The organism is Nitrospiraceae bacterium, from assembly GCA_035623075.1.
In the GTDB taxonomy this organism is placed as follows: Bacteria; Nitrospirota; Nitrospiria; order Nitrospirales; family Nitrospiraceae; genus DASPUC01.
Genome location: DASPUC010000003.1, coordinates 1 through 22,838, shown reverse-complemented (window position 1 = coordinate 22,838; position 22,838 = coordinate 1). Strand labels below are relative to the sequence as shown.

At 56.1% G+C, this 22,838-nt stretch carries 19 protein-coding genes and 1 pseudogene; 2 read left to right on the top strand and 18 right to left on the bottom strand.

Annotated elements, in window-relative coordinates; translation table 11 throughout:
* The 10 genes from murC to rsmH form a co-directional block, all read right to left on the bottom strand.
* Nucleotides 1-1,497 (bottom strand): UDP-N-acetylmuramate--L-alanine ligase, encoded by a 1,497-nt coding sequence (gene murC / locus VEI50_00225; protein HXX73536.1) that lies wholly within the window; start codon nucleotides 1,495-1,497, stop codon nucleotides 1-3.
* Nucleotides 1,460-2,587 carry an undecaprenyldiphospho-muramoylpentapeptide beta-N-acetylglucosaminyltransferase gene (gene murG / locus VEI50_00220; protein HXX73535.1) on the bottom strand — a complete coding sequence of 376 codons (1,128 nt, stop codon included), beginning with the start codon at nucleotides 2,585-2,587 and terminating at the stop codon, nucleotides 1,460-1,462. The genes murC and murG overlap by 38 nt, the downstream gene beginning before the upstream one ends.
* A complete protein-coding gene (gene ftsW, locus VEI50_00215) occupies nucleotides 2,584-3,780 on the bottom strand; it encodes a putative lipid II flippase FtsW (protein ID HXX73534.1) in 1,197 nt (398 codons plus the stop codon). The genes murG and ftsW overlap by 4 nt, the downstream gene beginning before the upstream one ends.
* Nucleotides 3,781-3,813: 33 nt before the next feature.
* Nucleotides 3,814-5,223 carry a UDP-N-acetylmuramoyl-L-alanine--D-glutamate ligase gene (murD, locus tag VEI50_00210; GenBank protein ID HXX73533.1) on the bottom strand — a complete coding sequence of 470 codons (1,410 nt, stop codon included), beginning with the start codon at nucleotides 5,221-5,223 and terminating at the stop codon, nucleotides 3,814-3,816.
* Nucleotides 5,224-5,227: 4 nt separating this feature from the next.
* Nucleotides 5,228-6,304, bottom strand: a complete 1,077-nt coding sequence (gene mraY / locus VEI50_00205; GenBank protein HXX73532.1) for a phospho-N-acetylmuramoyl-pentapeptide-transferase — start codon at nucleotides 6,302-6,304, stop codon at nucleotides 5,228-5,230.
* 69 nt (nucleotides 6,305-6,373) lie between these two features.
* A complete protein-coding gene (murF, locus tag VEI50_00200; GenBank protein ID HXX73531.1) occupies nucleotides 6,374-7,873 on the bottom strand; it encodes a UDP-N-acetylmuramoyl-tripeptide--D-alanyl-D-alanine ligase in 1,500 nt (499 codons plus the stop codon).
* Nucleotides 7,870-9,372 (bottom strand): UDP-N-acetylmuramoyl-L-alanyl-D-glutamate--2,6-diaminopimelate ligase, encoded by a 1,503-nt coding sequence (locus tag VEI50_00195; protein HXX73530.1) that lies wholly within the window; start codon nucleotides 9,370-9,372, stop codon nucleotides 7,870-7,872. The genes murF and VEI50_00195 overlap by 4 nt, the downstream gene beginning before the upstream one ends.
* A gap of 7 nt (nucleotides 9,373-9,379) precedes the next feature.
* Entirely contained in the window at nucleotides 9,380-11,092 is a 1,713-nt protein-coding gene (locus tag VEI50_00190) for a penicillin-binding protein 2 (GenBank protein ID HXX73529.1), read from the bottom strand.
* Nucleotides 11,093-11,094: 2 nt separating this feature from the next.
* Nucleotides 11,095-11,430, bottom strand: coding sequence for a cell division protein FtsL (locus VEI50_00185; protein ID HXX73528.1), 336 nt, complete (start codon nucleotides 11,428-11,430; stop codon nucleotides 11,095-11,097).
* Nucleotides 11,427-12,371 (bottom strand): 16S rRNA (cytosine(1402)-N(4))-methyltransferase RsmH, encoded by a 945-nt coding sequence (rsmH, locus tag VEI50_00180; GenBank protein HXX73527.1) that lies wholly within the window; start codon nucleotides 12,369-12,371, stop codon nucleotides 11,427-11,429. The genes VEI50_00185 and rsmH overlap by 4 nt, the downstream gene beginning before the upstream one ends.
* Before the next feature lie 150 nt (nucleotides 12,372-12,521).
* Here rsmH and VEI50_00175 point away from each other — a divergent pair, with 150 nt between their 5' ends.
* Nucleotides 12,522-13,409 carry an IS1595 family transposase gene (locus VEI50_00175; GenBank protein HXX73526.1) on the top strand — a complete coding sequence of 296 codons (888 nt, stop codon included), beginning with the start codon at nucleotides 12,522-12,524 and terminating at the stop codon, nucleotides 13,407-13,409.
* Between the two features lie 519 nt (nucleotides 13,410-13,928).
* On the opposite strand, the gene VEI50_00170 is transcribed toward VEI50_00175, so the two are convergent.
* The 3 genes from VEI50_00170 to asnS all read right to left on the bottom strand — a co-directional run bounded on the left by VEI50_00170 (nucleotide 13,929) and on the right by asnS (nucleotide 16,233).
* A complete protein-coding gene (locus VEI50_00170) occupies nucleotides 13,929-14,243 on the bottom strand; it encodes a hypothetical protein (GenBank protein ID HXX73525.1) in 315 nt (104 codons plus the stop codon).
* Nucleotides 14,244-14,355: 112 nt separating this feature from the next.
* Complete coding sequence (locus VEI50_00165) at nucleotides 14,356-14,523, bottom strand: hypothetical protein (protein HXX73524.1); 168 nt, start codon at nucleotides 14,521-14,523, stop codon at nucleotides 14,356-14,358.
* Between the two features lie 417 nt (nucleotides 14,524-14,940).
* Nucleotides 14,941-16,233: an asparagine--tRNA ligase gene (gene asnS / locus VEI50_00160; protein HXX73523.1), complete on the bottom strand. Its 1,293-nt coding sequence runs from the start codon at nucleotides 16,231-16,233 to the stop codon at nucleotides 14,941-14,943.
* Between the two features lie 124 nt (nucleotides 16,234-16,357).
* Here asnS and VEI50_00155 point away from each other — a divergent pair, with 124 nt between their 5' ends.
* On the top strand, nucleotides 16,358-17,410 hold the full coding sequence (locus VEI50_00155) for a hypothetical protein (GenBank protein HXX73522.1): 1,053 nt from the start codon (nucleotides 16,358-16,360) through the stop codon (nucleotides 17,408-17,410).
* Between the two features lie 31 nt (nucleotides 17,411-17,441).
* On the opposite strand, the gene VEI50_00150 is transcribed toward VEI50_00155, so the two are convergent.
* From VEI50_00150 to VEI50_00130, 5 genes and pseudogenes are all read right to left on the bottom strand, one after another.
* Nucleotides 17,442-18,458, bottom strand: a complete 1,017-nt coding sequence (locus VEI50_00150) for a hypothetical protein (protein ID HXX73521.1) — start codon at nucleotides 18,456-18,458, stop codon at nucleotides 17,442-17,444.
* A gap of 25 nt (nucleotides 18,459-18,483) precedes the next feature.
* Nucleotides 18,484-18,981, bottom strand: a complete 498-nt coding sequence (locus VEI50_00145) for a YajQ family cyclic di-GMP-binding protein (GenBank protein HXX73520.1) — start codon at nucleotides 18,979-18,981, stop codon at nucleotides 18,484-18,486.
* A 77-nt stretch (nucleotides 18,982-19,058) separates the two neighbouring features.
* Nucleotides 19,059-21,068, bottom strand: coding sequence for a carbon starvation CstA family protein (locus VEI50_00140; GenBank protein HXX73519.1), 2,010 nt, complete (start codon nucleotides 21,066-21,068; stop codon nucleotides 19,059-19,061).
* A 1,233-nt stretch (nucleotides 21,069-22,301) separates the two neighbouring features.
* Nucleotides 22,302-22,580 carry a hypothetical protein gene (locus VEI50_00135; GenBank protein ID HXX73518.1) on the bottom strand — a complete coding sequence of 93 codons (279 nt, stop codon included), beginning with the start codon at nucleotides 22,578-22,580 and terminating at the stop codon, nucleotides 22,302-22,304.
* 60 nt (nucleotides 22,581-22,640) lie between these two features.
* A pseudogene (locus tag VEI50_00130) lies at nucleotides 22,641-22,838 on the bottom strand (transposase).

The following is a 22,838-nucleotide window of genomic DNA, read 5'->3' as shown; positions in this document are numbered from 1 at the left end:
TCATGACGAAGGAGCCAACCGTGACAGCAGTCCTGTGCCCGCCTTCCAAATGTCTCCCGCTCCCAATGTGATCACGAGGTCTCCCGGCTTCAATTGCGGCAACACGTGATCGGGCAGGGTTTCCTTCTGCGCCACGAACGCCACGCCAGGATGACCGGCGGCGCGGACCGATTCGGCCAGCTTGGCTCCCGAGACGCCGGGAATGGGCTGTTCTCCCGCGGCATAAATCTCGGTCATGAAGAGCAGATCCGCCTGATCGAAGGCATGGGCGAATTCTTCGGCACAATCTCGCGAACGCGAATACCGGTGCGGCTGAAAGAGCACCACCAGCCGACGGTCCTCCCATCCCTGTTTCGCCGCAGCCAAGGTGGCTTTGATTTCCGTCGGATGGTGACCGTAGTCATCCACCACCATGATCCCTCCCGCTTCTCCCCGAAGATGGAATCGTCGCTCCACACCGGTGAATGCGGCCAAGGCCTTGCGGATCAGATCCACCGGCACGTCCAATTCCACGCCGATCGCGATGGCGGCAAGAGCGTTCGAGACGTTGTGGATTCCTGGTACAGATAGGCGAAACGGACCGAGGTTGCGCCCCCGGAAGTGAGCGCGGAACTCCGCACCCCATTGCTTCAAACTAATATCGGTCGCCTTGAAATCCGGTCCTCCTCCTTCGCGCTCCTGAAGTCCGTAGGTTTGGTAGCGCTTCACGATGCAGGGGAAGAGCCCGCGGAGCCGTTCATCGTCCGAGCAGACTACGGCCAATCCATAAAAGGGGACCTTGTTAATGAACTCGAGAAAACTTTCGTTGATCCGCTCCATGCTTCCATAGTGGTCGAGATGCTCGCGATCGAGATTCGTCACCGCAACGATCGTGGGAGACAGTCGAAGAAACGAGCCGTCGCTTTCGTCGGCTTCCGCGACCAGCACATCACCGCGACCGAGCCGGGCATGACTGCCGAGCGCGTTGACTTTCCCGCCGATGACCATGGTCGGGTCTAACCCGCCTTGAGCGAGTACATTGGCGGCCATCGAGGTCGTCGTCGTTTTGCCATGTGCACCGGCAATGGCCACACCAAACTTGAGCCGCATGAGTTCCGCCAACATCTCGGCCCGGGGGATGACCGGAATTTGTTTGGCCTTGGCAACCGTGACCTCCGGGTTCTGCGCAGACACGGCTGACGAGATCACAACGACCTGGGCTTCACCCACGTTTGATTCCTGATGACCGATGAAGACGCGGCCACCGAGCTCTTCGATCCGTCTGGTTGTATCGGATGCTTGGAGATCGGAACCGGTGACCTTGTAACCAAGGGTCAGCAACACTTCGGCAATGCCGCTCATGCCGGCTCCGCCAATCCCGACCAGGTGAATGTGCTGTGTCTTGCGAAACATCGACACTCGTTTTACCCCTCCCAAGACCGACGACGAACGTGACTCGGTCTCGCGCTGCCCAATCCCATTAGACGCTCGTTGCTCCAACAGACTGGTGGCCATCATGGTGGTCTCCTACGAGTGCGTAGCATTCACGGACGATTGCATCGGCCGCGTCAATTCGCCTCATGCCCCGACTACGATCGCTCATTGTTCGCAGTCGATCCGGATCATCGAGAATTTGTGTGACAGCGCCAGCCAACCGAACGCCGGTCAATTCCGCTTGAGGTAGGACGACAGCGGCACCGGCCGCCTCCATGACTTTCGCGTTGTGCATCTGGTGGTCATAGATCGCCTGGGGCAGCGGGATTAGCACGGCGGGCTTCCCACAAGCGGTCAGCTCTGCGACGGTCATGGCGCCGGCTCTCGCTACCACTAAATCAACCGATCGCAAAACCGACGGCATGTCGTACAGGAACGGGGTCACCTGCGCAGAGATTCCCGCGCGACGATAGGCGTCGGTGACGCGACCGTAATCGGCGTCACCGGTTTGGTGAATGACTGACAGCTGTGGGTGGCGTTTCATCAAATCTGGCAACCCTTCGACAACGGCGCTGTTGATTGCCCGTGCCCCTTGACTACCTCCGAAAATCAGCACCCGGCGCTGACCGGTCGCTGGAGCGACGGTATCTTTTTGCGACGACTGCTCCACAAATTCCTTGCGAATCGGCGTACCCACGACGCGAACTTTCCGTCGATCGAACGGCGCCGCCGCAGATTCGAACGAAAGAAATACCAACTGGGCGAAGGACCCGACCGCCTTGTTGGCCATGCCGGGATAGGCATTGGGTTCGAGAATCACCCGCGCAATGCCGGTGAGCGCCGCAGCGAGGACCATCATAGGACTGGTATAGCCCCCGACCCCGATCACAAGATCGGCGCGCCGCGTTTTCAGTATTTTCAGACACTGCCACAGGCTGGCCGGCAACGAGAGCAGACCCCGCACCGCCTCGAGCATGCCCTTCCCCATCACCGGCTTCGCGCTGATGGGCAGCAGCTCGAATCCTTCGTGCGCGAGCACCTTCGACTCCAACCCGCGTGCCGTGCCGACGAACACAATTCTGGTGGCTGCGTTCCTCTGCTGAAACGCGCGGGCCAGCGCAACCGCCGGATAGAGATGGCCGCCGGTTCCTCCCGCTGCAATGACGATCATCATCGGTGATCCGACTCACCACGTCCGCCTCGTTGCCCGCCTCCATGTCGATCGCGGGAAATACTGAGCAAGACTCCGACTCCGAGAAGACTGACCACCAACGACGATCCCCCGTAACTGACGAAGGGAAGGGTCAATCCTTTTGTCGGTAACAGCCCGGTCACCACCGCGGCATTGACCAGCGCTTGCATGCCGATCAAGAGTGTAATTCCCATGCCCAGATACCGCCCGAACGGCGCGCGCGCGCGCGCCGCAATCTGAAATCCGCGCCACACAAAAACGGCAAACAAGAGAATGACCGTCGCGGTCCCGGCCAACCCCAGCTCTTCGCCGATAAGGGCCAGCACAAAATCCGTGTGGGCCTCTGGCAAGAAGAAGAGTTTTTGTTTGCCCTCTCCCAGCCCCACACCGAACGGACCTCCGCTGCCGAAGGCTAAGAACGACTGGGTGATCTGAAATCCGGTATCCGAGGCATCCTTCCAAGGAGCCAGGAACGTCATGAGTCGCTGACGCCGATACCCAGATCCCAGAACGAGGACCAACACCACCGGGATGGCACAGAGTGCCAATCCGAGCAGATGCGAGATCTTGGCTCCGGCCAAAAAACACAGGCCCACGGTAACGAATCCGATCACGACGACAGTGCCCAGATCCGGTTCGAGGAGGATCAGTCCACTCAGCACCCCGATTACCATCAGTGCCGGCAGCAGTCCGCTTTGAAAGAATTTGATTTTCCCCTCTTTCTTCGTGAGATAGGCCGCGAGATAGATCACTCCGACCAGCTTTGCCAGTTCGGCAGGCTGAATCGAAATCAGTCCCGCTCGCAGCCAACGGCGGGCACCCTTTGCTGCGACGCCAAGTGACGGAACCAACACCATGACCAACAGAACCACCATGCAACCGAGGATTGGAACCGACAGTTTTTTCCATAGCGTGTAATCGATCCGTGAGGTCAGGTGCAGGAGCAGAAATCCGAACGCGAGCCATGCCACCTGCCGCTTGAGAAAAAAACCCGAATCGTGAAACCGATTCCCTGCAACAATCGCGCTTGCGCTGAACACCATGACCAGGCCGATCAACGCCAACGTGACGGTTACCATCAGCAGGGTATGGTCCATTGCCACTCGCTGCTTGGTAGGACGCTGGCTGGCCGTCGGCCACGGAAGTGACAACGTTCCCGCTGATCGCTGTGCCATGGCTCAGAACAATCCCTCCCATACGATCCGAGATCATGCGGCCAAGGCGTTCACACAGGCCTTAAATTGCCGACCTCGGTCTTGATAGTCCGCGAACATGTCGAAGCTGGCGCAGGCCGGCGACAGCAAGACGACTTCCCCGGGCGAGGCTTCCCGCGCCGCGAGCTCAACGGCTTCCCGTAATGTCGCGGCGTCGCGCATCTCAACGAGTCCGTTCCATGCCGTCCGCATCAGCGAGGCAGCCTCACCGATCAGAATGACGCGCTTCGCGTACCGTTTAAGAACCTGGGCGAGCCGCGAAAAATCTCCCCCCTTATCCCGTCCACCAGCGATCAACCAGATCGGTTGATCAATGCTTTCCAGAGCTTTCAACGTTGCATCGACATTCGTTCCTTTGGAGTCATTGACAAATCTGACGCCACGACGCTCCCGGACGACTTCCAACGCATGCTCAAGACCCGGGAAAGTTGCAAGCACGTCACGTATGGCCTGCAAGGAGCAGCCGCACAACACCGCATAGGTGACGGCTGCCATGACGTTTTCGATATTATGGTTGCCGATGAGGCGGATCTCTCCGCGCCGACAAATTTCTTGTCGCGTACCGGTCACCGTCGTCACGATTTGATCGCCATCGAGAAACGTGCCTCCGTCCCAACCCGAGCCGATGGATTGAGTCCGCGTGAACCCCAGCCGCTTGGCTTTGATGCTGCTTCCAAACGCCGCTACTCGGGCATCATCCAGATTCACCAGCGCATAGTCGCTCGCCGTCTGGTTTTCGAAGATACGTCGCTTCGCCGCGGCGTATTCGTCCAGCGAAGCATAGCGATCCTGATGGTCGACGGTGATATTGAGGCAGGCCGCGATCCAGGGATGGAACCGCTCGATCGTTTCGAGCTGAAAACTGGAGACTTCGACGACAAAATATTCATACGGGCTCGGCCGACCGGCTTGCGATGCCTGCAGTGCCGCTGCGGCCGCCTCACTCAGGGCCGTTCCCAAATTTCCGCCAACGAACGCCGATTTTCCGCTCTTAGCCAGGAAGTGACCGATCAGCGTCACCGTCGTGCTTTTGCCGTTCGTGCCGGTCACCGCAACAATCGGGTTCCGCAGAAATTGCGACGCCAACTCCAATTCGCTGATGACCTTCACGCCTCGTCGGCGCACGCGTTCGAGCGCGTCCATTCGATACGGCACCCCCGGGCTGATCACCACCAAATCCGCGTCATCGAGCGACGCTTCATACCCCGAACCGACTCTGATACCGACTCGGCCCGTGTCGATGCTCCCGAGAATGTTCGCAAGTTCGCCCCGTTCTTTCCGATCGGCCACCGTCACCCGAGCTCCGACGGTCTGGAGCAAGCGACAGGCCGCGACGCCGCTTCTCGCAAGGCCGACGACCGTGACATGAGCACCGGCAAGTTCCACCGTCTCAACTCCCATCATCCCATCACCGCAACTTCAACGTGCTGAGACTCAGCAACGCCAACAAGATGGCGATGATCCAGAGCCGCACCACCACTTTCGGCTCTTCCCATCCCTTCATCTCGAAATGGTGATGGATCGGCGCCATGAGAAAGATCCGCTTGCCTCTCGATTTGAACGACAACACTTGAAAGATCACCGATACCGCTTCGATGACGAACACACCCCCGACCATCAATAACAGCAATTCGTGCTTGCTGATAACCGCCGCGGTGCCGATTGCGGCGCCAAGAGGCAGAGATCCGACGTCGCCCATGAACACCGAGGCAGGATAGGCGTTGAACCAGAGAAATCCGAGACTGGCTCCGAGAATCGACGCTGTGAAGACCGCGATTTCGCCGGCGCCTTCAATATGTGGAATCAGGAGATAATCTGACATGAGACGATTGCCCACTACATAGGCGACGATCGTATAAGCCAGCGCCGCAATCATGACTGGCCCAACAGCCAATCCATCGAGCCCATCAGTCAGATTGACCGCGTTCGAGCTGCTGACGATGACGAGGATGGCGAAGACGATGTAGAACCGACCCAGGTCGGGCATGATGTTCTTAAAGAACGGCACGCTGAGTTTGGTCGTATAGCTCGGAAGAAAATAGAGCACCAACGCAATGACCGCGGCGACAGCGACTTGGGCGGAAAACTTCTGCGCGGCTGTCAACCCTTTCGACCGGGCCTTGACGAATTTGAGGTAATCGTCCGCAAACCCAATCGCCCCGAACCCCAAGGTCGCCAGAATGACCAACCATACATAGCTGTTCGTAAGGTCCGCCCATAAGAGCGTCGAGAGGACCACGGCAAAAATGATGAGAATCCCGCCCATGGTGGGCGTCCCGCTCTTGGCCAGATGCCGCTGGGGACCGTCATCACGCACCTGCTGCCCCAGCTTGATGTCTTGGAGCTTGCGGATCAGCCAAGGGGCGAGCACAAACGCGATCAAGAACGCCGTTACCGCCGCATAGATGATGCGGAAGCTCTGGTATCGAAAGACATTCAAGAACGAAAATTCAGTATGGAGCGGATACAACCAGTTAAAGAGCATTCAGTCTGTGCTTTCCCTACACGGGGTCCGTTCCAGCGATCTCAGCCCCTGCAGTGGAATCTTTGTTTGTTACGATGCCTGCTTCGCAATCGCCCTCATCCCCATGACGGTCTGAACCACCTGTTCCATCTTCATGCCACGCGAGGCCTTCACCAGCACAACATCGCCTTGTTGTACGATCGTCTTCAGAAGATCCGCCGCTGCGACAGCATCAACCGTTTCAGCAATCCTGGTCGAAGCCATCCCTCCTTGACGGGCGCCTTCGGCGATTTCGCGACCGAGCGATCCGGCCACGATGAGTCGTGAGATATTGTGCGTCGCAAGAAAGCGTCCCACATCCCGATGCAGCCGTTGTGTCTCCATCCCGAGCTCCAACATATCTCCCAAGACTGCGATGCGTTCGCGGGCCGGGCTCCACTGGGCCAGCAACTGAATGGCGGCCTGCATCGAGGCAGGGTTGGCGTTGTAGCAATCGTTGATAATGTGGACGCCCTGATGTGCCACCACCTGCGACCGCATTTCCGCAGGACGAAAACGCGCCAATCCCTGTGCGATCACCGCGCCGGGCAGGTTCAACACCACACCGACAGCCGCGGCAGCCAGAGCATTGGTGACGTTGTGTGTTCCGTGCACCTTCATCCGCACGATGATATGGCGCACTTTCCCGGGCAACAGGAGCCGGAACATGGTGCCGTGGCGCACATCCGTCTTCACGTGGACGGCACGAACGTCCGCCTTGCCGGCAAACCCAAAGGACACAACACGACAGCGGGCACGCGCAGCCAGATAGTCGAAATAGACGTCGTCCGCATTTAGAATGGCGGCGCCGTCTGCCGGAAGAAAATCCAGGAGCTCGGCCTTGGCCTGAGCGGATCCTTCCATGCTGCCGAAGAATTCGAGATGATCGGGGCCGATGTTGGTAATGAGGCCGATTGTCGGCCGTACGATCTCGCAGAGCCTGGTCGTCTGGCCCTTTTGGTCGACTCCCATCTCGATCACCGCTGCCTCGTGGCGGGAGGTGATCCGAAGAATCGTGGCAGGGACTCCGATCCGATTATTGAAGTTGCGCTCGGTCTTCAGGACGTTCCATCGCTGCGCCAACACGCTCGCGACCATGTCCTTGGTGGTCGTTTTGCCATTACTGCCGGTAACCGCAACGACCGGGATGTCGAACCGGCTTCGATGGTGAGTGGCCAATTGTTGATAGGCAAACAACGTGTCTCGCACGCCCAAAAGAAACGGGGTGGCACATCCCTGAGTGGCCTTGCCCCCGGCGACTCCTTCCGGCAGCCGATATTGGTCGTGCACGATCGCGCCGGCTGCTCCACCGGCCAATACGGCAGGAACGAACTGATGGCCATCGAATCGTTCGCCCTTGAGTGCGACGAAGAGATCCCCGGGACGAATTGCACGTGAATCCGTACTGATGTGATCGATCCGGCATTTGTCCTGAGTCACATCCAGGCCTGTCAGGACTTTCACGCTGATCACTTCGCGCAACTCTTCGAGCGTGAACAACGCCATGCCGCTACGTCCTTGTTCTACCGCAACCGCTAAAGAGGCGTTCACGCGCAGGGCCTCAGACGTTGAATGGCCTCTCGCGCGACCTCCCGATCGTCGAAATGAAACTTCTTCGTGCCGATAATCTGGTAATCTTCGTGCCCTTTGCCAGCAATGAGCACCATGTCGCCGGATCGGGCTTCGCTGATGGCCGAACCGATGGCCTCACGCCGGTCCGGGATCATGCGATAGGCTACCTGCGGCCGGCGCTGCAGCGCCTCACGGACACCGACTTCCACCTCGCGGAGAATGGCCATCGGGTCCTCCGTACGAGGGTTGTCAGATGTCAGCACGACGACATCGCTCTGTTCTACGGCAGCTCGGCCCATCTTGGGGCGTTTGCCGCGATCGCGATCCCCGCCGCAGCCGAAGACGGTGATGATGCGATGGGTCTTCACGGCCTGCGCGGCCGTCAGCAATCTGACCAACGCATCTGGAGTGTGCGCATAGTCCACAACGACGGTGAAGTCCTGGCCGGCAGTCACACGTTCAAATCGGCCGGGTACGTTTGTCACCCCGGCTGCAGCCTCCTGCACTTGTCCCGGTGTCGCGCCGGCATGCAGCGCCACACCAATGGCACCAAGCAAGTTGTAGACGTTGTGCTCGCCGACCAAACGACTCTCGACGAGGAACGATCCCGCCGGGGTTGCAGCCGTGAACGTTGTGCCGTTCGGCGACAGGCACACTCTTTCGGCTATCAAGTCCGCTTGACTGGAGAGAGCATAGCCCCACACCGGAACGGGACAGGCGGCGCGGACCCGTGCACCGTAAGGAGCATCGAGATTGATGATCGCCCGCTTTCCGGTCTTGCGTCCGCCGGCGAGCTCGATGAAGAGCTGTAGCTTTGCCTGGAAGTAGTCCTCCATATCAGAATGGAAATCGAGATGATCTTGCGTCAGGTTCGTGAACACCGCGACGTCGTATTCACAACCGACCGTCCGATCGAGCGCCAAGGCATGGGAGGACACTTCCATGACCGCCGCGTTGAGTCCACTCTCCACCATCTTCGCCAGCAATTGCTGGAGTTCCAGCGCACCCGGCGTCGTGTGGGAAGCCGGAATCGTTTCGCTCCCGATTTGATAGGCCACGGTTCCGATCAACCCCACACGTCGGCCGATCCCTTCCAACAGAGCTTTGCAGAGATAGGTGGTTGTCGTCTTGCCATTCGTGCCCGTGATACCCACCATTGTGAGCCCAGCGGACGGATCACCATGGAATCGGCTACCCAGCCATCCGAGCGCTTTCCGGGAGTCTGAGACTCGTATATACGGAAGCGGGCCGGTATCAACGGATCGCTGAGCCACCACGGCAGCGGCGCCGGCTTGTCTTGCGTTTTCTACAAAGTCATGCCCGTCCACCCGTTCACCTTTGACCGCCACAAAGAGACTTCCCTTCGACACCATCCGTGAATCGTCCGTCATGCTCGTCACGGTCAGATCGAGATTCCCTCGCTGCTCCAGCACCTCAACTTGCCCACGCACCAAAGCCAGCAGCTGAGCGACCGTCATCGTGTCTCTACCGCCCCTGCTCCGCCATGGCGACCTTGACCTGGTCGTTCGGGGACACGCCCAGATAATTCAGCACTTGCTCGCCGACCCGTCGAAAGACCGGTGCAGCGATTGTGCCGCCCCAAGCTTCTCCCTGCGGTTCGTCGATCACGATGATCATCGCCAATCGTGGCGCGTCCGCCGGGACATAGCCGACAAACGACCCGACAAATTGCGTGGCTGAATAGGTTCCCGACCTCGAATCGATCTTTTGGGCCGTGCCGGTTTTCCCCGCGACTCGATATCCAGGAATGGCCGCCTTCGCGCCAGTCCCGTTCGTCACGACTCCTTCCAGAATGGTGGTCATCGTCCGCGCCGTTTCAGGAGAGACAACCCGCCGTTTCACTTGGGGCAGAAATTCTTTCAGTAAATGGCCTTTTTGATCGCGCACCTCGGAAACCAGATACGGCTTCATCATGACGCCGCCGTTGGCGAGAGTAGCCGCCGCGGTTAGCATTTGAATGGGCGTGACGCCGATCTCCTGCCCCATTGAAATCGAGGCGAGTGAGCGCCGCCCCCATTCTTTGGGAGCCTTCAATAGTCCGCTGACCTCGCCTGGCAGATCGATGTCCGTCTTCTGACCGAATCCGAACCCCTGGAGGTAACGGTAGAGGCGGTGTTCTCCCAGGATCATGCCGGTTTTTGCCGCACCGATGTTGCTCGACTTCTGAATCATCTGCGCAAACGTCATCCAACCCAGTTTTTCATGGTCGTGAATCGTGGTATTCGCAACCAACATCCGACCGTTTTCACCGAAAACCATCGTCCCTGGAGTCATGAGGTGCTCTTCCAGCGCGGCTGCCGCGACAACTACTTTCATCGTCGATCCCGGCTCATACGTATCCGTCAGAGCTCGATTGCGCCAACGGTCGGGCGTCAACGCAGCAACCGCGTTCGGGTCGAACCGCGGACTGACGGCCATCGCCAGAATCGCTCCCGACTGGGGATCAAGTACAATAATGGTGCCAGCCTTGGCATGAGCATGGTTGACCGCCTCTTCCAATTCCTTCTCCGCTATATATTGAACCACTTCGTCGATGGTCAGTGTGAGGGCATGGCCAGGAGCGGGGGGTTGCTCCGCCAAACCCTTCGGGAAGACGGTTCGACCCAAGGCGTCACGTTGAAGGATTGTGATCCGCTTCTCGCCGTGGAGGTGCGGCTCATAGCGCCGCTCTAGTCCTTCGAGTCCCTCGCCGTCTATCCCAGCAAATCCAAGCACATGAGAGAGGAAGGGCCCCTTGGGGTAGAACCGCCGCCCTTCCATCACTACGCCGATCCCTTCCAGAGACATTTGCTCTAACTGGCGCCCCTGTTCCGGCAAGACCTTGCGCGCCACCCAGACGAAACTTCGATCCTGACGCAGTTTCTTCTCGATCTCGTCGCTTCGGATGTGGAGGACGGGGGCAAGATGGCGAGCAACGCGCAACGGATTCTCAAGAGCCGTGGGCACGCCAAAGATCGACGGCACTTCCATGTTCATAGCCAAAACTTTGCCATGCCGGTCCGTGATGGCACCTCTCGCACCCTCGAACGTCACACTCTTTTGGTGTTGTCGGTCGGCTTTCGCCGTCAGTTCCGCCGCCTGCAACACTTGCAACGTCACCAAACGAAACAGAATGAGGCCGAATCCACAAAGCAGCAGGATCAGCACTAGATAACGCCTCGGGCGAGAAGGGCCCATAATTACTCGCTTAACCTCTTCGGCGAATCGTTCTTTGCGACTCGGACCTCATTCGGTACAGGAGGAGGCACCGGTACTCCCTCTGGCCTGACACGCACCGTCACCACTTGTCCCTGTTGAGGCTGGACCATACCCAGACGTTCCATCGCCATCTTCGCGATTCGCTCAGGTGCCGTGAGTGAGGAAAACCGCACTTGGAGTTGATCACGTTCCCGCTCCAACAAAAGCTTCTGAGCCTTCGATCGTTCTATTTGATAACCGACGCGAACGGTATCAACTCGTTCCCAGACAAACACAAAGACCAGAATCAAGCCGGCAAGGATCGTCAACATTTTCATGAATGGCCCCCCCTCTCTCGGCGTTGAACGACACGCAACTTGGCACTGCGTGACCGAGGATGCTCACGAATCTCATCCTCCCGTGGGAGCTGCGGCTTCTTCGTGAGGATTGTGATCGGCGCATTGATGCCCAGGGACAGGGAACGGAACGTTTGCTTCACAATTCGGTCCTCGAGTGAATGGAACGAAATGACACACAGGCGACCGCCTGGAGCCAAGATCTCCACTGCGTCGCGCAGTGACGATTCGAGACATTCCAGCTCTTGATTAACGGCAATCCGAAGTGCTTGAAACGTTCGCGTAGCGCAATGGATACGACCATGGCGATAGTGCGCCGGGACGGCTCCTTCGATCACCGATGCCAATTCCTTCGTCGTTGTAAGCGGTCGAACTGTTCGAGCACGGACAATCGCACGTGCGATCCGACGAGCGAATCGTTCTTCGCCGAATTGAAAAATGATGTCCGCCAATTCAGACTCAGGCCGCTGGTTGACCAGATCGGCAGCCGTCAGTCCATGTGACTGATCCATGCGCATATCGAGCGGACCGTCCCATTGAAAACTGAATCCGCGCGCGGGTTCGTCGATCTGAGGCGACGACACACCAAGATCAAACAGAATCCCATCGACCTGTGAGAAGCCGCATTCCGCAACGTGGTGTTTCAGATCCATGAAGTGGCCGTGGCGGAGAATGGCGCGTTCGCCGAATTTTCTCAGCCGTTTCTTACTCGCCGCGATGGCACTGGAATCACGATCAAGGCCGATGAGGACTGAGTCCGAATGACTTGCCCCAAGAATTGTTTCAGCGTGCCCACTGTATCCCACCGTGCAATCCAGATAGATTCGAGTGTTCTCTTTAAGAAGCCAGGAGAGGATCTCCTGCTGCATAACAGGAAAATGATGCAGAGCCCCATCAGCACTATGAAATTCACTCTCGCCCACTTTCTCCCACTCACCGGGCGCAGTATACACTCACTTTAAGACTTGTCAATAGCAAATTCATGGGCTTATGAGATTTTCCCATGATTATATACTTGACAAACCCAGAAGGATTTTGTACTCTGTTTTCAGGCATACAACAGGGGGTGGAACATGAGTCAAAATCTACTGGCTGGCGACCATCTGACGGACGAAAAAAAGGCCTATGAATATCTGGCCAAGCTGCGTTGGCCGCATGGTCCGAAATGCGTGCATTGTAAATCCGAAAGAGTGTACACACTGAATGTTAAAACATCCAAACGAGTTGTTTTGAAATGCGGAAAGTGTCGTAAGCAATTCTCTGCGACTGTCGGAACAATCTTTGAAGACTCGCATATTCCGCTCACTAAGTGGATTCAAGCGATGCAGCTAGTTTGTTCCTCGAAGAAAGGAATCAGTGCCCATCAGCTTCATCGTATGTTGGGAATCACCTATAAGAGTGCATGGTTCATGGAGCATCGTATTCGGTATGCAATGGCCCATTCGCCATTCAGCGGCAAGCTTGGTGGGATTGTGGAAGCAGATGAAACCTACATTGGAGGGAAAGAGAAGCGCGGGAGAGGACCATCGAAAAAGAAAGCCGTCTTCGCGCTAGTCGAGCGGCAAGGCCGTGTCCGATCCTTCGCCCTACCAACAGTGACAAGTAAAAATCTTCGCGCAATCATCTGTGAAAACGTTTCGCCTGAGACACGCATGATGACGGATGAATTTAAAGGCTATCGCGGACTCAAGAAAGAATTTATCAGTCATGACACCATCAACCATTCTCGCGGTCATTATGTGCGCGGAGAAGTGACAACAAACACGATTGAAGGTTATTTCAGCCTCCTCAAGCGTGGTCTGACTGGAACGTATCACCATGTGTCGAAGCATCATCTGCATCGGTACTTAGCCGAATTTGATTTTCGGTATAACGCTCGGAGAGAAGATGATGCCACAAGAACCTTACTTGCGTTTAGAGCCACTGAAGGGAAGCGGTTACAGTATAGGTCAGCTAGCTAGGCGTGCCGGCGCGAAGACTTCTTCGATGGCTTCTTGGAAGCGGATCGTTTCGGCGATTTTACGGAAACCATAACTTTGAGCGCTTGCTCAAGTGAGAGGGGATGCAGTGAGAGATTTTTGCTTTTCGCCATAGATTTGGTTAGACTCTCCAGACATTAAGGCCCAGACTCTATTGCCGTAGAGTCCGGGCCATAGTTCATTGTCTACATCTGGAAGAAACTTTCCCCTGGGCTATCATTGATCAGAATGATGGCCACAGTCTCCCACACTCTAACAGAAGGAGACTGTAATGGCAATCACCCAAAATCGGTTCACTGAAAATTATGCCGACGCCGAGAGGCCAACGTCTGAATTATGGCATCCTGAATGGCTAGTCGATGACGGGAATGAGGTCCAGATAGGGATTGTGATGGATGATGGATGCTATGTTGTACTAGCGCAAACGCATATCGGACACTGGCGACCCATAACTCATATCCCTGTTGAGGCGGCCAAAATGATTGGCCGCCTCGCAGGCTGTTAGCCATTACAGGTGGGATTCCACTTCTTGATCAGATCAGATTCCTCTTCGAGGCGCACTTTCTGATCTGAATTTGTATGGGCATGAATGTGCGTTGCACCGTTCCGAGTGAAACAGCTCCACTTATGATGATTATCGAACCGCTCACTCAGATCGGCGGTTTCACCGAAGTAGAGAGGGCGAAAACGGCCAGGCTCTACTTCTTTAGCAACGCAATAGCTTCCAGGTGTCGCATTGAAGGAAACGCTAATCGGGTAGATCCAATATGTATAGGTCTTACCCGATGCGCCTTGCCAGTTGATTGTATCTGCCATAAGGTACTCCTTTGTTCATGGCTTGATTGTTTGCCGTCTGTTGCTGATACGGCGATATGCATGCTAGGCTGCAAAGCGTAAGGGGCGGGTTTCCCCGCCCCCATGGCCCTTCTTAGGGGCGGTGGACTGACATTTGTGCCACCTCCTCGGTAATGGCGGCGCTGGTCTTCCGGGCAAGGACGAATCCGGCGCTGCCGTTGTTCTGTATTTTCCCCTTGACATAATTTTCCACATTCTCTATAAACAGCACGTCGCCGCCACGAATAGTGGTGGGATCCATCTGCAATAAACCCCGTTGGCGCGGGGCGTGGATTTTGAGAAAGCCGTCTGGTCAACACGATCAGGCGGCTTTCTTTTTTAATCCAGCGAGTAGCTACATATAGCTATTGAAATTAATTGTCAACACTAAATATTGTGGGTTCTCTGTGGAAAGAGAGGAAAAGCTGTGGATAACTCTAAGCCTGTAAACGACGCCATTTCCCACGAATTCTGGCTCGCCTATCCACAGACCGAAAACAGGGCTTTGGAGCGTTTTTTTTACAGATAGGTTTGGTGGGTGAAAGTGGCGCCTCCTATTTGGGTTTGTCAGCTATACAATCATCGATTTTCCCCTCTAGCAAACTTGATGGGCTTTTCAGAGTCGCAAGGCAGGAATGCAGAGGAGACTGGCAAACCATCCAGGAGGGTCCGTTTGACACTAGGGATACAACTTATAGAGCATTCTAGGGAACGGAATCGTTTCACGGACGTGTTCAAGTCCACAAATCCACGCCACAGCTCGCTCGATTCCCATGCCGAATCCCGCATGAGGAACGGAGCCGAGGCGGCGCAAATCCAAATACCACCGGAACGCTTCTTCCGGTAAATGTTGTTCGCGCAGACGCGCGCGAAGCAAGTCGTGATCGTGAATGCGTTGTCCACCACCGATGATTTCACCATAGCCTTCCGGCGCCAACACATCCATGCACAAGGCCAAATCGGGGCGCACAGGATCAGGCTGCATGTAAAACGCCTTCAACGTGGTCGGATAACGATGCACAATCACAGGACGATCAAACTCGCTCGAAAGAATAGTTTCTTCGTCTCCTCCGAAATCATCTCCTAGCTTGGTGGGATTGCCTTTCTTCTGCAGAATCGTAATAGCGTCTTCATACGTGATGCGGGGGAACGGCGCGACGACACGTTCGAGCCTCGCGATGTCTCGCTCCAGGGCACTGAGCTCATTGCGTTTCGTTTCAAGCACCCTCTGCACAATCGCAGAAAGAAATTGCTCGGCAAGATCCATCATATCGGCGAGCTCGGCAAACGCGACTTCCGGCTCCACCATCCAGAATTCCATGAGATGGCGACGGGTCTTGGATTTCTCCGCTCTAAACGTCGGTCCGAAACAATACACTTTGCCGAACGCCGCAGCGGTTGCTTCACTATAAAGCTGGCCGCTCTGCGTAAGATACGCCGTCTCATCGAAATACGGAGTCTGAAACAACGTGGTCGTGCCCTCACAAGCATTCGGCGTGAAGATCGGTGCATCTATGAGGACGAATCCGCGGTCGTCAAAAAAATCGCGCGAGGCCCGAATAATCTCATGCCTGATACGCAGAATGGCATGTTGGCGAGCGGACCGAAGCCAGAGATGGCGATGCTCCATGAGAAAACCGACCCCGTGCTCCTTCGGTTGAATCGGAAACGGCTCAGCAATCTGTACCGCCTGCAATTGCGCAACATCCATCTCGTACCCGCCGGGCGCGCGCGGGTCCGTATGCAGTTGACCCGTGATGATGAACGATGATTCCTGTGTCAAACTTGCTGAGACGGCGAATTGCTCATCCCCTACAGTTTTCTTACTCACAACCGCCTGGATATCTCCGGTGCCGTCTCGGACGGTCAGAAAATGGAGTTTCCCACTATCCCGGCGGCTTCGCAGCCAGCCTCGGATTGTGACAGTTTCCCCAACGTGTTGCCCTGCATCCTCAATGGAAATGATCGACATAACCTGGACTCCTCAGCGAATTCACCGCTCAACCAGCTCGATTATTAAACCCATCCCCCCCTGTATGGACGCGCAGTTCGCATGTTTCATTGACAATATTCTATCTTCGGGTTGAAATAAGCATATGGACAACCCTTACAGACCAACCCTGCTTCTGGCCACCCTCACCATTGTGGGTATGTCTGCCATATTTGACGGGGTAGGCGCCAAACCAGCGATGGCCGCGTCCCCGCTCTATTGGTGCCCTAACGAAAAAGCTGACAAACAGTATTCATCCAAACCCAGACCTGGCTGCGTACCATGGGTCGAGAAAAAAGAACCTGTGGAGCAACAGCAAGACGACTCCACTTTGCCGAAATCGGCGCCGCGAGAAATGAAAATTGAAAATCTTCAAATCGAAGTCTCCGACTTTTTACAAAAATACCGGCGCTTCCTCGAGTGCTGCAAGACCGACCCTGCCGAATTGCAGCGGGTTGAAACATTGGGCAACGAAGTCTCCGAGTTGCTGGAATTTGCGCAGGCGAATCTCTCGAATCATTCGATGGCATCGCGAGGCATCATGCTGCGCGAAATGATCGGCTCCGTGGCAAAGGCCCGCGCAGATCTCGAGACGCTTCACGCCAGACTCGAACGTATTGACACGTTGAGGGAACGACAAGACAGCCTCGACTTCGAAGACGCGGGACGAGACAGGCGCACCATTCAGGACACCGAAGACACCATCAACAGAGGAATCCGCGAGCCCCAGTTGTCCACCGGCCCCAAGACCGGCGCCGACATCGGCATCGCTCCGGCAGCTGGGCCGAACATCGGGAAAACCCCGACGACCGGGACCGCCATCGGAGGCCAAGGTGTAGTGGGCCAAGACGCTGGCGCATCTTCGAAAAACAGCCAGGAGATCGGCGCATCGGGACCAACCGGATTTAGCATCGGCGCCACCGGTCGCGCAGGAGCGTCCATCGGAGAATCAAACCTCAACAGCGAATCGTCTTCCGCAGTCGGATCGTCGCTGCAACGGTCCACAGTCGGATCCACTTTGCCCGATTCAAGCGTGGGATCAAGTTTTGGCTCGTCCAGTGTAGGTTCGAGCCTTCAGGATTCTACCGTGGGGTCATCGCTCGGATCTTCCTCGGTAGGCTCGACTCTTCAGGATCGCGGAACCGCGCCTCAACCGTAACGCACGACTCTCCTCGCGTACAATATCACGTTTAGTTCGGAAGCACTGTCGGAACCGACTCCCACGTCTCCCCCCGATTCCGACTCCGATACAATCCGCTACCGTTTGTGCCGGCATAGAACAATGAAGGATCGGTCTCGCTTTGCGCGATTGATCGCACATTCAGCGTCGCAAATCCATTGTTCATTGCTGCCCATGTCGCGCCTCCGTCCTCGCTTCGATGCACACCGCTCCGACCGACCAAATAAATTACACCGGCGCGCGACCGGTCCAATAGCATCCCGATCATCATCTGGTCTTGCAGCGACTGCGCGATTCGTACCCAGGATTTTGCGCCGTCCGTTGTTTTGTAAAGTCCGTCGAGTGCGGCCGCATACACCGTGTCCGGCGCAGAGGGATCGACTTGAATCGCGGTTACACCTAGCGCCCGCGACGATTTAATGATTTCCGGCGGCACCAGCCCATTGTTGACCTTCTCCCAATGGCCCGCACCATCGGTCGACTTATACACCCCCCCGCTGGTCCCGGCGTACAATACGGACCTCACCGTCGGGTCCATTCCCAGTGTCACCACCATCAACACTTCCTTCATGCCATCCATCCGTTTTGTCCAACTCTCGCCGGCATTTCTCGTTTCAAAGACACCCATCGTTGTCGCGGCGTACAGGTGAGTAGTATCGGCTGGATCGAAGACAAACTGATTGACCACGGACGAAATCGTTGCATCATCCAATCCCGCACGCTGCGACACCCACCGCTGGCCGCCGTCGTAACTCTTATAGACCGCATCGCCCTTCGTACCAGCATACACCGTGGCGGGATAAGCCGGATCGACCGCCATCGAGATCACGCGGGAGTGACTCATCCCTTTCGACAGATTAGCCCAGATCTGACCTCCGTCGCGCGTCTTATAGATGTAGTCGTTGGTTGCAACGTAGATGATGTCGGGATTCTTCGGATGGAGCTGAATGACGACGATGGGATCGCTGCGGTTGCAACCGGCGAGAAATGCAGAAACCAGAAGCGGGAGAAGCAGGAGCGTTTTCATTTCCCAAAGAGACCGACGGCTCACATTACCTGAAATTCACAAATTGGAGATCGATGCCGAAGTCTTTGCCCTTCAAAAACGCTATCGTCGCTTGCAGCTCATCCTTGCTCTTGCTCTGGACACGCAGCTGCTCGCCCTGGATCTGCGTCTGGACTTTAAGCTTGGAATCCCTGACGGTTTTTGAAATCTCCTTCGCTTTCTCCGAAGCGATGCCGCTCTGAATCTTAATCACTTGTCGCACGGTGCCGGCCAAGGCATCTTCGACCGAGCCGTAGGTCAGCGCCTTGAGCGACACATGCCGTTTCACGCATTTGGTTTTGATGATCTCGTTCACTGCATTGAGTTTGTACTCATCGTCCGAGACAACAACCAATTCCTTCTCCTTCTCTTTGAGCATGATCTCCGTCTTGGAGTCTTTGAAATCGAAGCGCTGCTTGATCTCTTTCGTCGCCTGATCCACGACGTTCTTCATCTCCTGCATGTCCACTTGCGAAACCACGTCGAATGAAAATTGATCAGCCATGTTCGCCTCCTACCCGTTCACCCACGCCTCTCCCAGTTGAGGAAAGAAAGGGAAGAGGAACTTCTCTCATAAACACGTCAGCAGCAACCGCCACAGTGCGGCAGGCGGAAACTCGTCTCTTCATGATTATTGGTAATCGCTGACTGCATTCGCCCGGGTGAGCCGCCACCCGCCATCACTACCACTTCGCTGCTCGTAAACGGACGCTTCAAAATCATATAGCCATACCACTGTTGCGCACTGTCACCGAGCACGATCAATCCGAGAACCGCCACCACTGCGACCAACACTGCGTCAAGATAGAGCGGAAGAGATTGGCTCGCCGCCAGCGTCGCCGCCTTGGCCAGAAACATGCCAAACATTTCATAACAGCCGGTCAGTGTAATCAAGCCCACGAAGACCATCGGCACTGCGGTCACCCAGAGATACGGCGACTTCCACATCTTAATCAGCACCGTGGTCCCGATGCAGAGCGCCAGCGTTCCCAGCAGCTGATTCGCCGCGCCGAACATCGGCCAGATCGTCGAGATGCTACCAGTGCTGATCAAATAACCCCACGCCCCCACCACCAGCCCACTGCTCGCCAACACACCGGGCCACCAATTGATCTGTTTCAAAGGAGCATAGACTCGTCCCCCCATTTCCTGGATCAGATACCGCGCCACGCGCGTCCCGGTATCGATCGTCGTGAGGATGAACAGCGCCTCGAACACGAGCGCGAATTGATACCAGTAGGCCATCAGCCCCGACATGCCGGGCAGTGCGGCAAAGATCGAGGCCATGCCGACTGCAAGCGACACCGCTCCGCCAGGTCGACCTGCTACATCGACCTCGACCAGTTGCGATAGTTCCTGAATCCGCAAGACTGGAAAGCCTATCGCCATCAGTGCATCCGTCGAGAGCGTCGTATTGATCGCCAGATAATCGCCGGGGATCAGGACCGACGCCGCGATCAGCGCCATCACGCCAACAAAGCTTTCCAAAAGCATTGCTCCATACCCGACCGTGGCTTGTGATTCCTGCTCGATCATCTTCGGTGTCGTACCGGAGGACACCAGCGCATGGAAGCCCGAGACGGCTCCGCAGGCAATCGTAATAAAGAGGAAGGGGAAGAGGGTACCAGGAATAATCGGCCCGCCGCCGCTGGCGAACGTCGTCACCCGTGGCATCTCGATCGTCGGCGCCATAAGGATCACACCAAAGCCGAGCAGAAACACCACGCCGAGTTTCATAAAAGTCGAGAGATAACCCCGCGGCACGAGCAGCATCCAACCAGGCAGTACCGAGGCGAGGAATCCGTAGCCGGCGAGGAGCCACACCAATATCGGACGGTCGAACTCAAAAAACCAGGCATAAGATGACTGAGCGACGACACGACCATACAGCACAGCCGCAATCAGCAGCACGACCCCGAGCATCGAGACTTCGGCCACAGCGCCAGGCCGAAACTTCTGGAGATAGAAGCCCATGAGGAAACCGATGGGAATCGTCATCGCAATGGTGAAGGTGCCCCAGGCGTTGTAATAGAGCGCATTCACCACCGCGAAGCCGAGCCCAGCCAGCGCCACCACCACAATAAAAAGCACCGCCACCGCCGTCGCCGTGCCGGTGATCACACCCAACTCATCACGCGCGATCTCCGGCAACGAGCGCCCGTTCCGACGCATCGATGCGACGAGGATAACGAAGTCCTGTACCGCCCCAGCAAGCACCGCGCCGATAACGAGCCAGAGAAATCCCGGCAAAAATCCGAATTGCGCCGCAAGCACAGGCCCAAGTAATGGCCCCGCACCGGCGATCGCCGCGAAGTGATGGCCGAAGAGAACAACTTTATTGGTGGGGTGGAAATTCACGCCGTCATTCAAGCGCACCGCCGGAGTCACACGCTGGTTATTTAACTCGACAACTTGCTTGCCCAACCAGCGACCATAGAAGCGATAGGCCAGCACATAGATGCAGGCTGCTGCAACGACCATCCAGAGCCCATTCACTTTTTCGTCGGGATGAACGAGACCCGTCACAAATGCGAGCGCGACGGCGCCAATCATCGCAAGCAGCACCCAGAGCAGGCTAAAGGCCGCGTTCATGCGCGGCATCCTACCATAAAGGGGAAGTACAACAGCACCCGTCTTCGTTCTATGCTCACGGGGCACGCATGCAAGAATGATCACATTTTTAGATCAAGGGCGGTACTCGCTCCATGTGCGTAGTGGAACCAATCACGGGCACCGTTTTGGGTGGACGTTCAGTAAGCTTGGAGGGAGCATTTATATGTTTGGGCTCGGTGCCTTTGCGCAGTGGGAACCAGATCAGCGTGTCCCTTCTGAGAGGCGAAAACGAGTGAGCGTGGAAGGAATAATTGTATTCTTTCTTGGACGGCCCCAGGATTATTATACGCTGAGATCAGCCTAAGACCCGCGGTTTAGGAAAGCGCGATCACGACTCTGCTCAGGTCTACTGGAACTCCCTCGGGCCCACTGAGACCAAGGTTTTCGAAAAATTGGATCTTTGGCTGGAGTAGGCCGGAATGAGTTGGGGTGAGGCGGAGTTGAGCACGAAATGAGCACAATCAGCTATTGATTTTAGCGAGCAGGTAGGCTGAGACGAATAATGCAAAACTCCCCAGGCTCGTCCTCTGATTCAGCCCAGGGTCTGGACTTGTAGTATTGCAAGAACTGCGTTGCATGCTCTTGGCTATCGAACAAGACGTGCTGATTCAGAGACCGAAGCTGGCCTGCCACTTCCTGAAAGTCCTTGGGATCAGGCGGATGCCACCGAGGCATCACCGCACAATCGCATACCAATGAGAAGTGATCACCGAGAAGTGATCATCTCCCCAATAACCAATGTCGAACCCAAGCAAACTATTATCAGTAGAAATGGTTTCGTTCGAAAGATAAACCACCTCATATTGCTGTGGCGTGGCTAGAAGAGCAGAGATCCTTGTCGCCATTTCGAGGGTAGGTAACAGGTCTTCATCGAATCTCTCGCGCCAATTCTGGATGGTGCCTCTGGGCCCGATGATCTCTCGAAAAGCGAGTTGAGCCTCTTTATTCGGTTCAGATCGCTCATGAATAAATGTGCCTCCGGAAGGAAAAGGCTGCACTGGTTCCCGGGATATGCCTCGATACTGAGAGGGATTAACGAAAGGCAGAGCATTTCTTAAGTTTCTGATGCTCTCTGCATTGTCTTGTGCGAATTGGGAACACGAGTACTGATCAAGTAGTAGGCTTGGGTGTTTCAGTATGGCGTAACCCGACTGTTGCACTGGTGTTTTAGCTCGCCCCACTAGCAAAGAGCGCTGGACACGATCTCTCAGGTCAGAGACTGACATCAAGCTCTAAGAGTTTTCGCGCAATTGGTTGCAACGATGTCATAGACCCACCCGACACACCAATAGTGTCGCGTTCGATGTGAAGAAGAAGCTCGATAAGCTCCTGCCCGGAACGACTACCAACTAGGACCCGGTAAACTGGAGCGATGTAGCTATCATACTCGTATTCTGGTGCTGCACCAGAAACTCTGATCGAGTCCCACTCGTGATAAAGAATTTGTCGAATCGAATCCTGAATCGCGGCTGCTCTTTTCTGATCTTTCATGTGAGTCGCCACTCGTTTTAACTGACCTGCCCCCTGTAGTTGTACCACTTGCAATGTGACTCACGCGCACCGTGGCGCGATGGCTTCCGGTACCGGCGGACGATAGCCCAGGGCGCTTGTGGGGCCGAATCCGGTTGTAGGTCTGCCGCCAGCGCTCCACGAGCACCTTCACCTCCCAGAGTGTATCAAACAGTTCCCGATCCAACAGTTCATCCCGTAGTTTGTTCGGTGATGCTGAGCGCACGGCAGACATGAGCC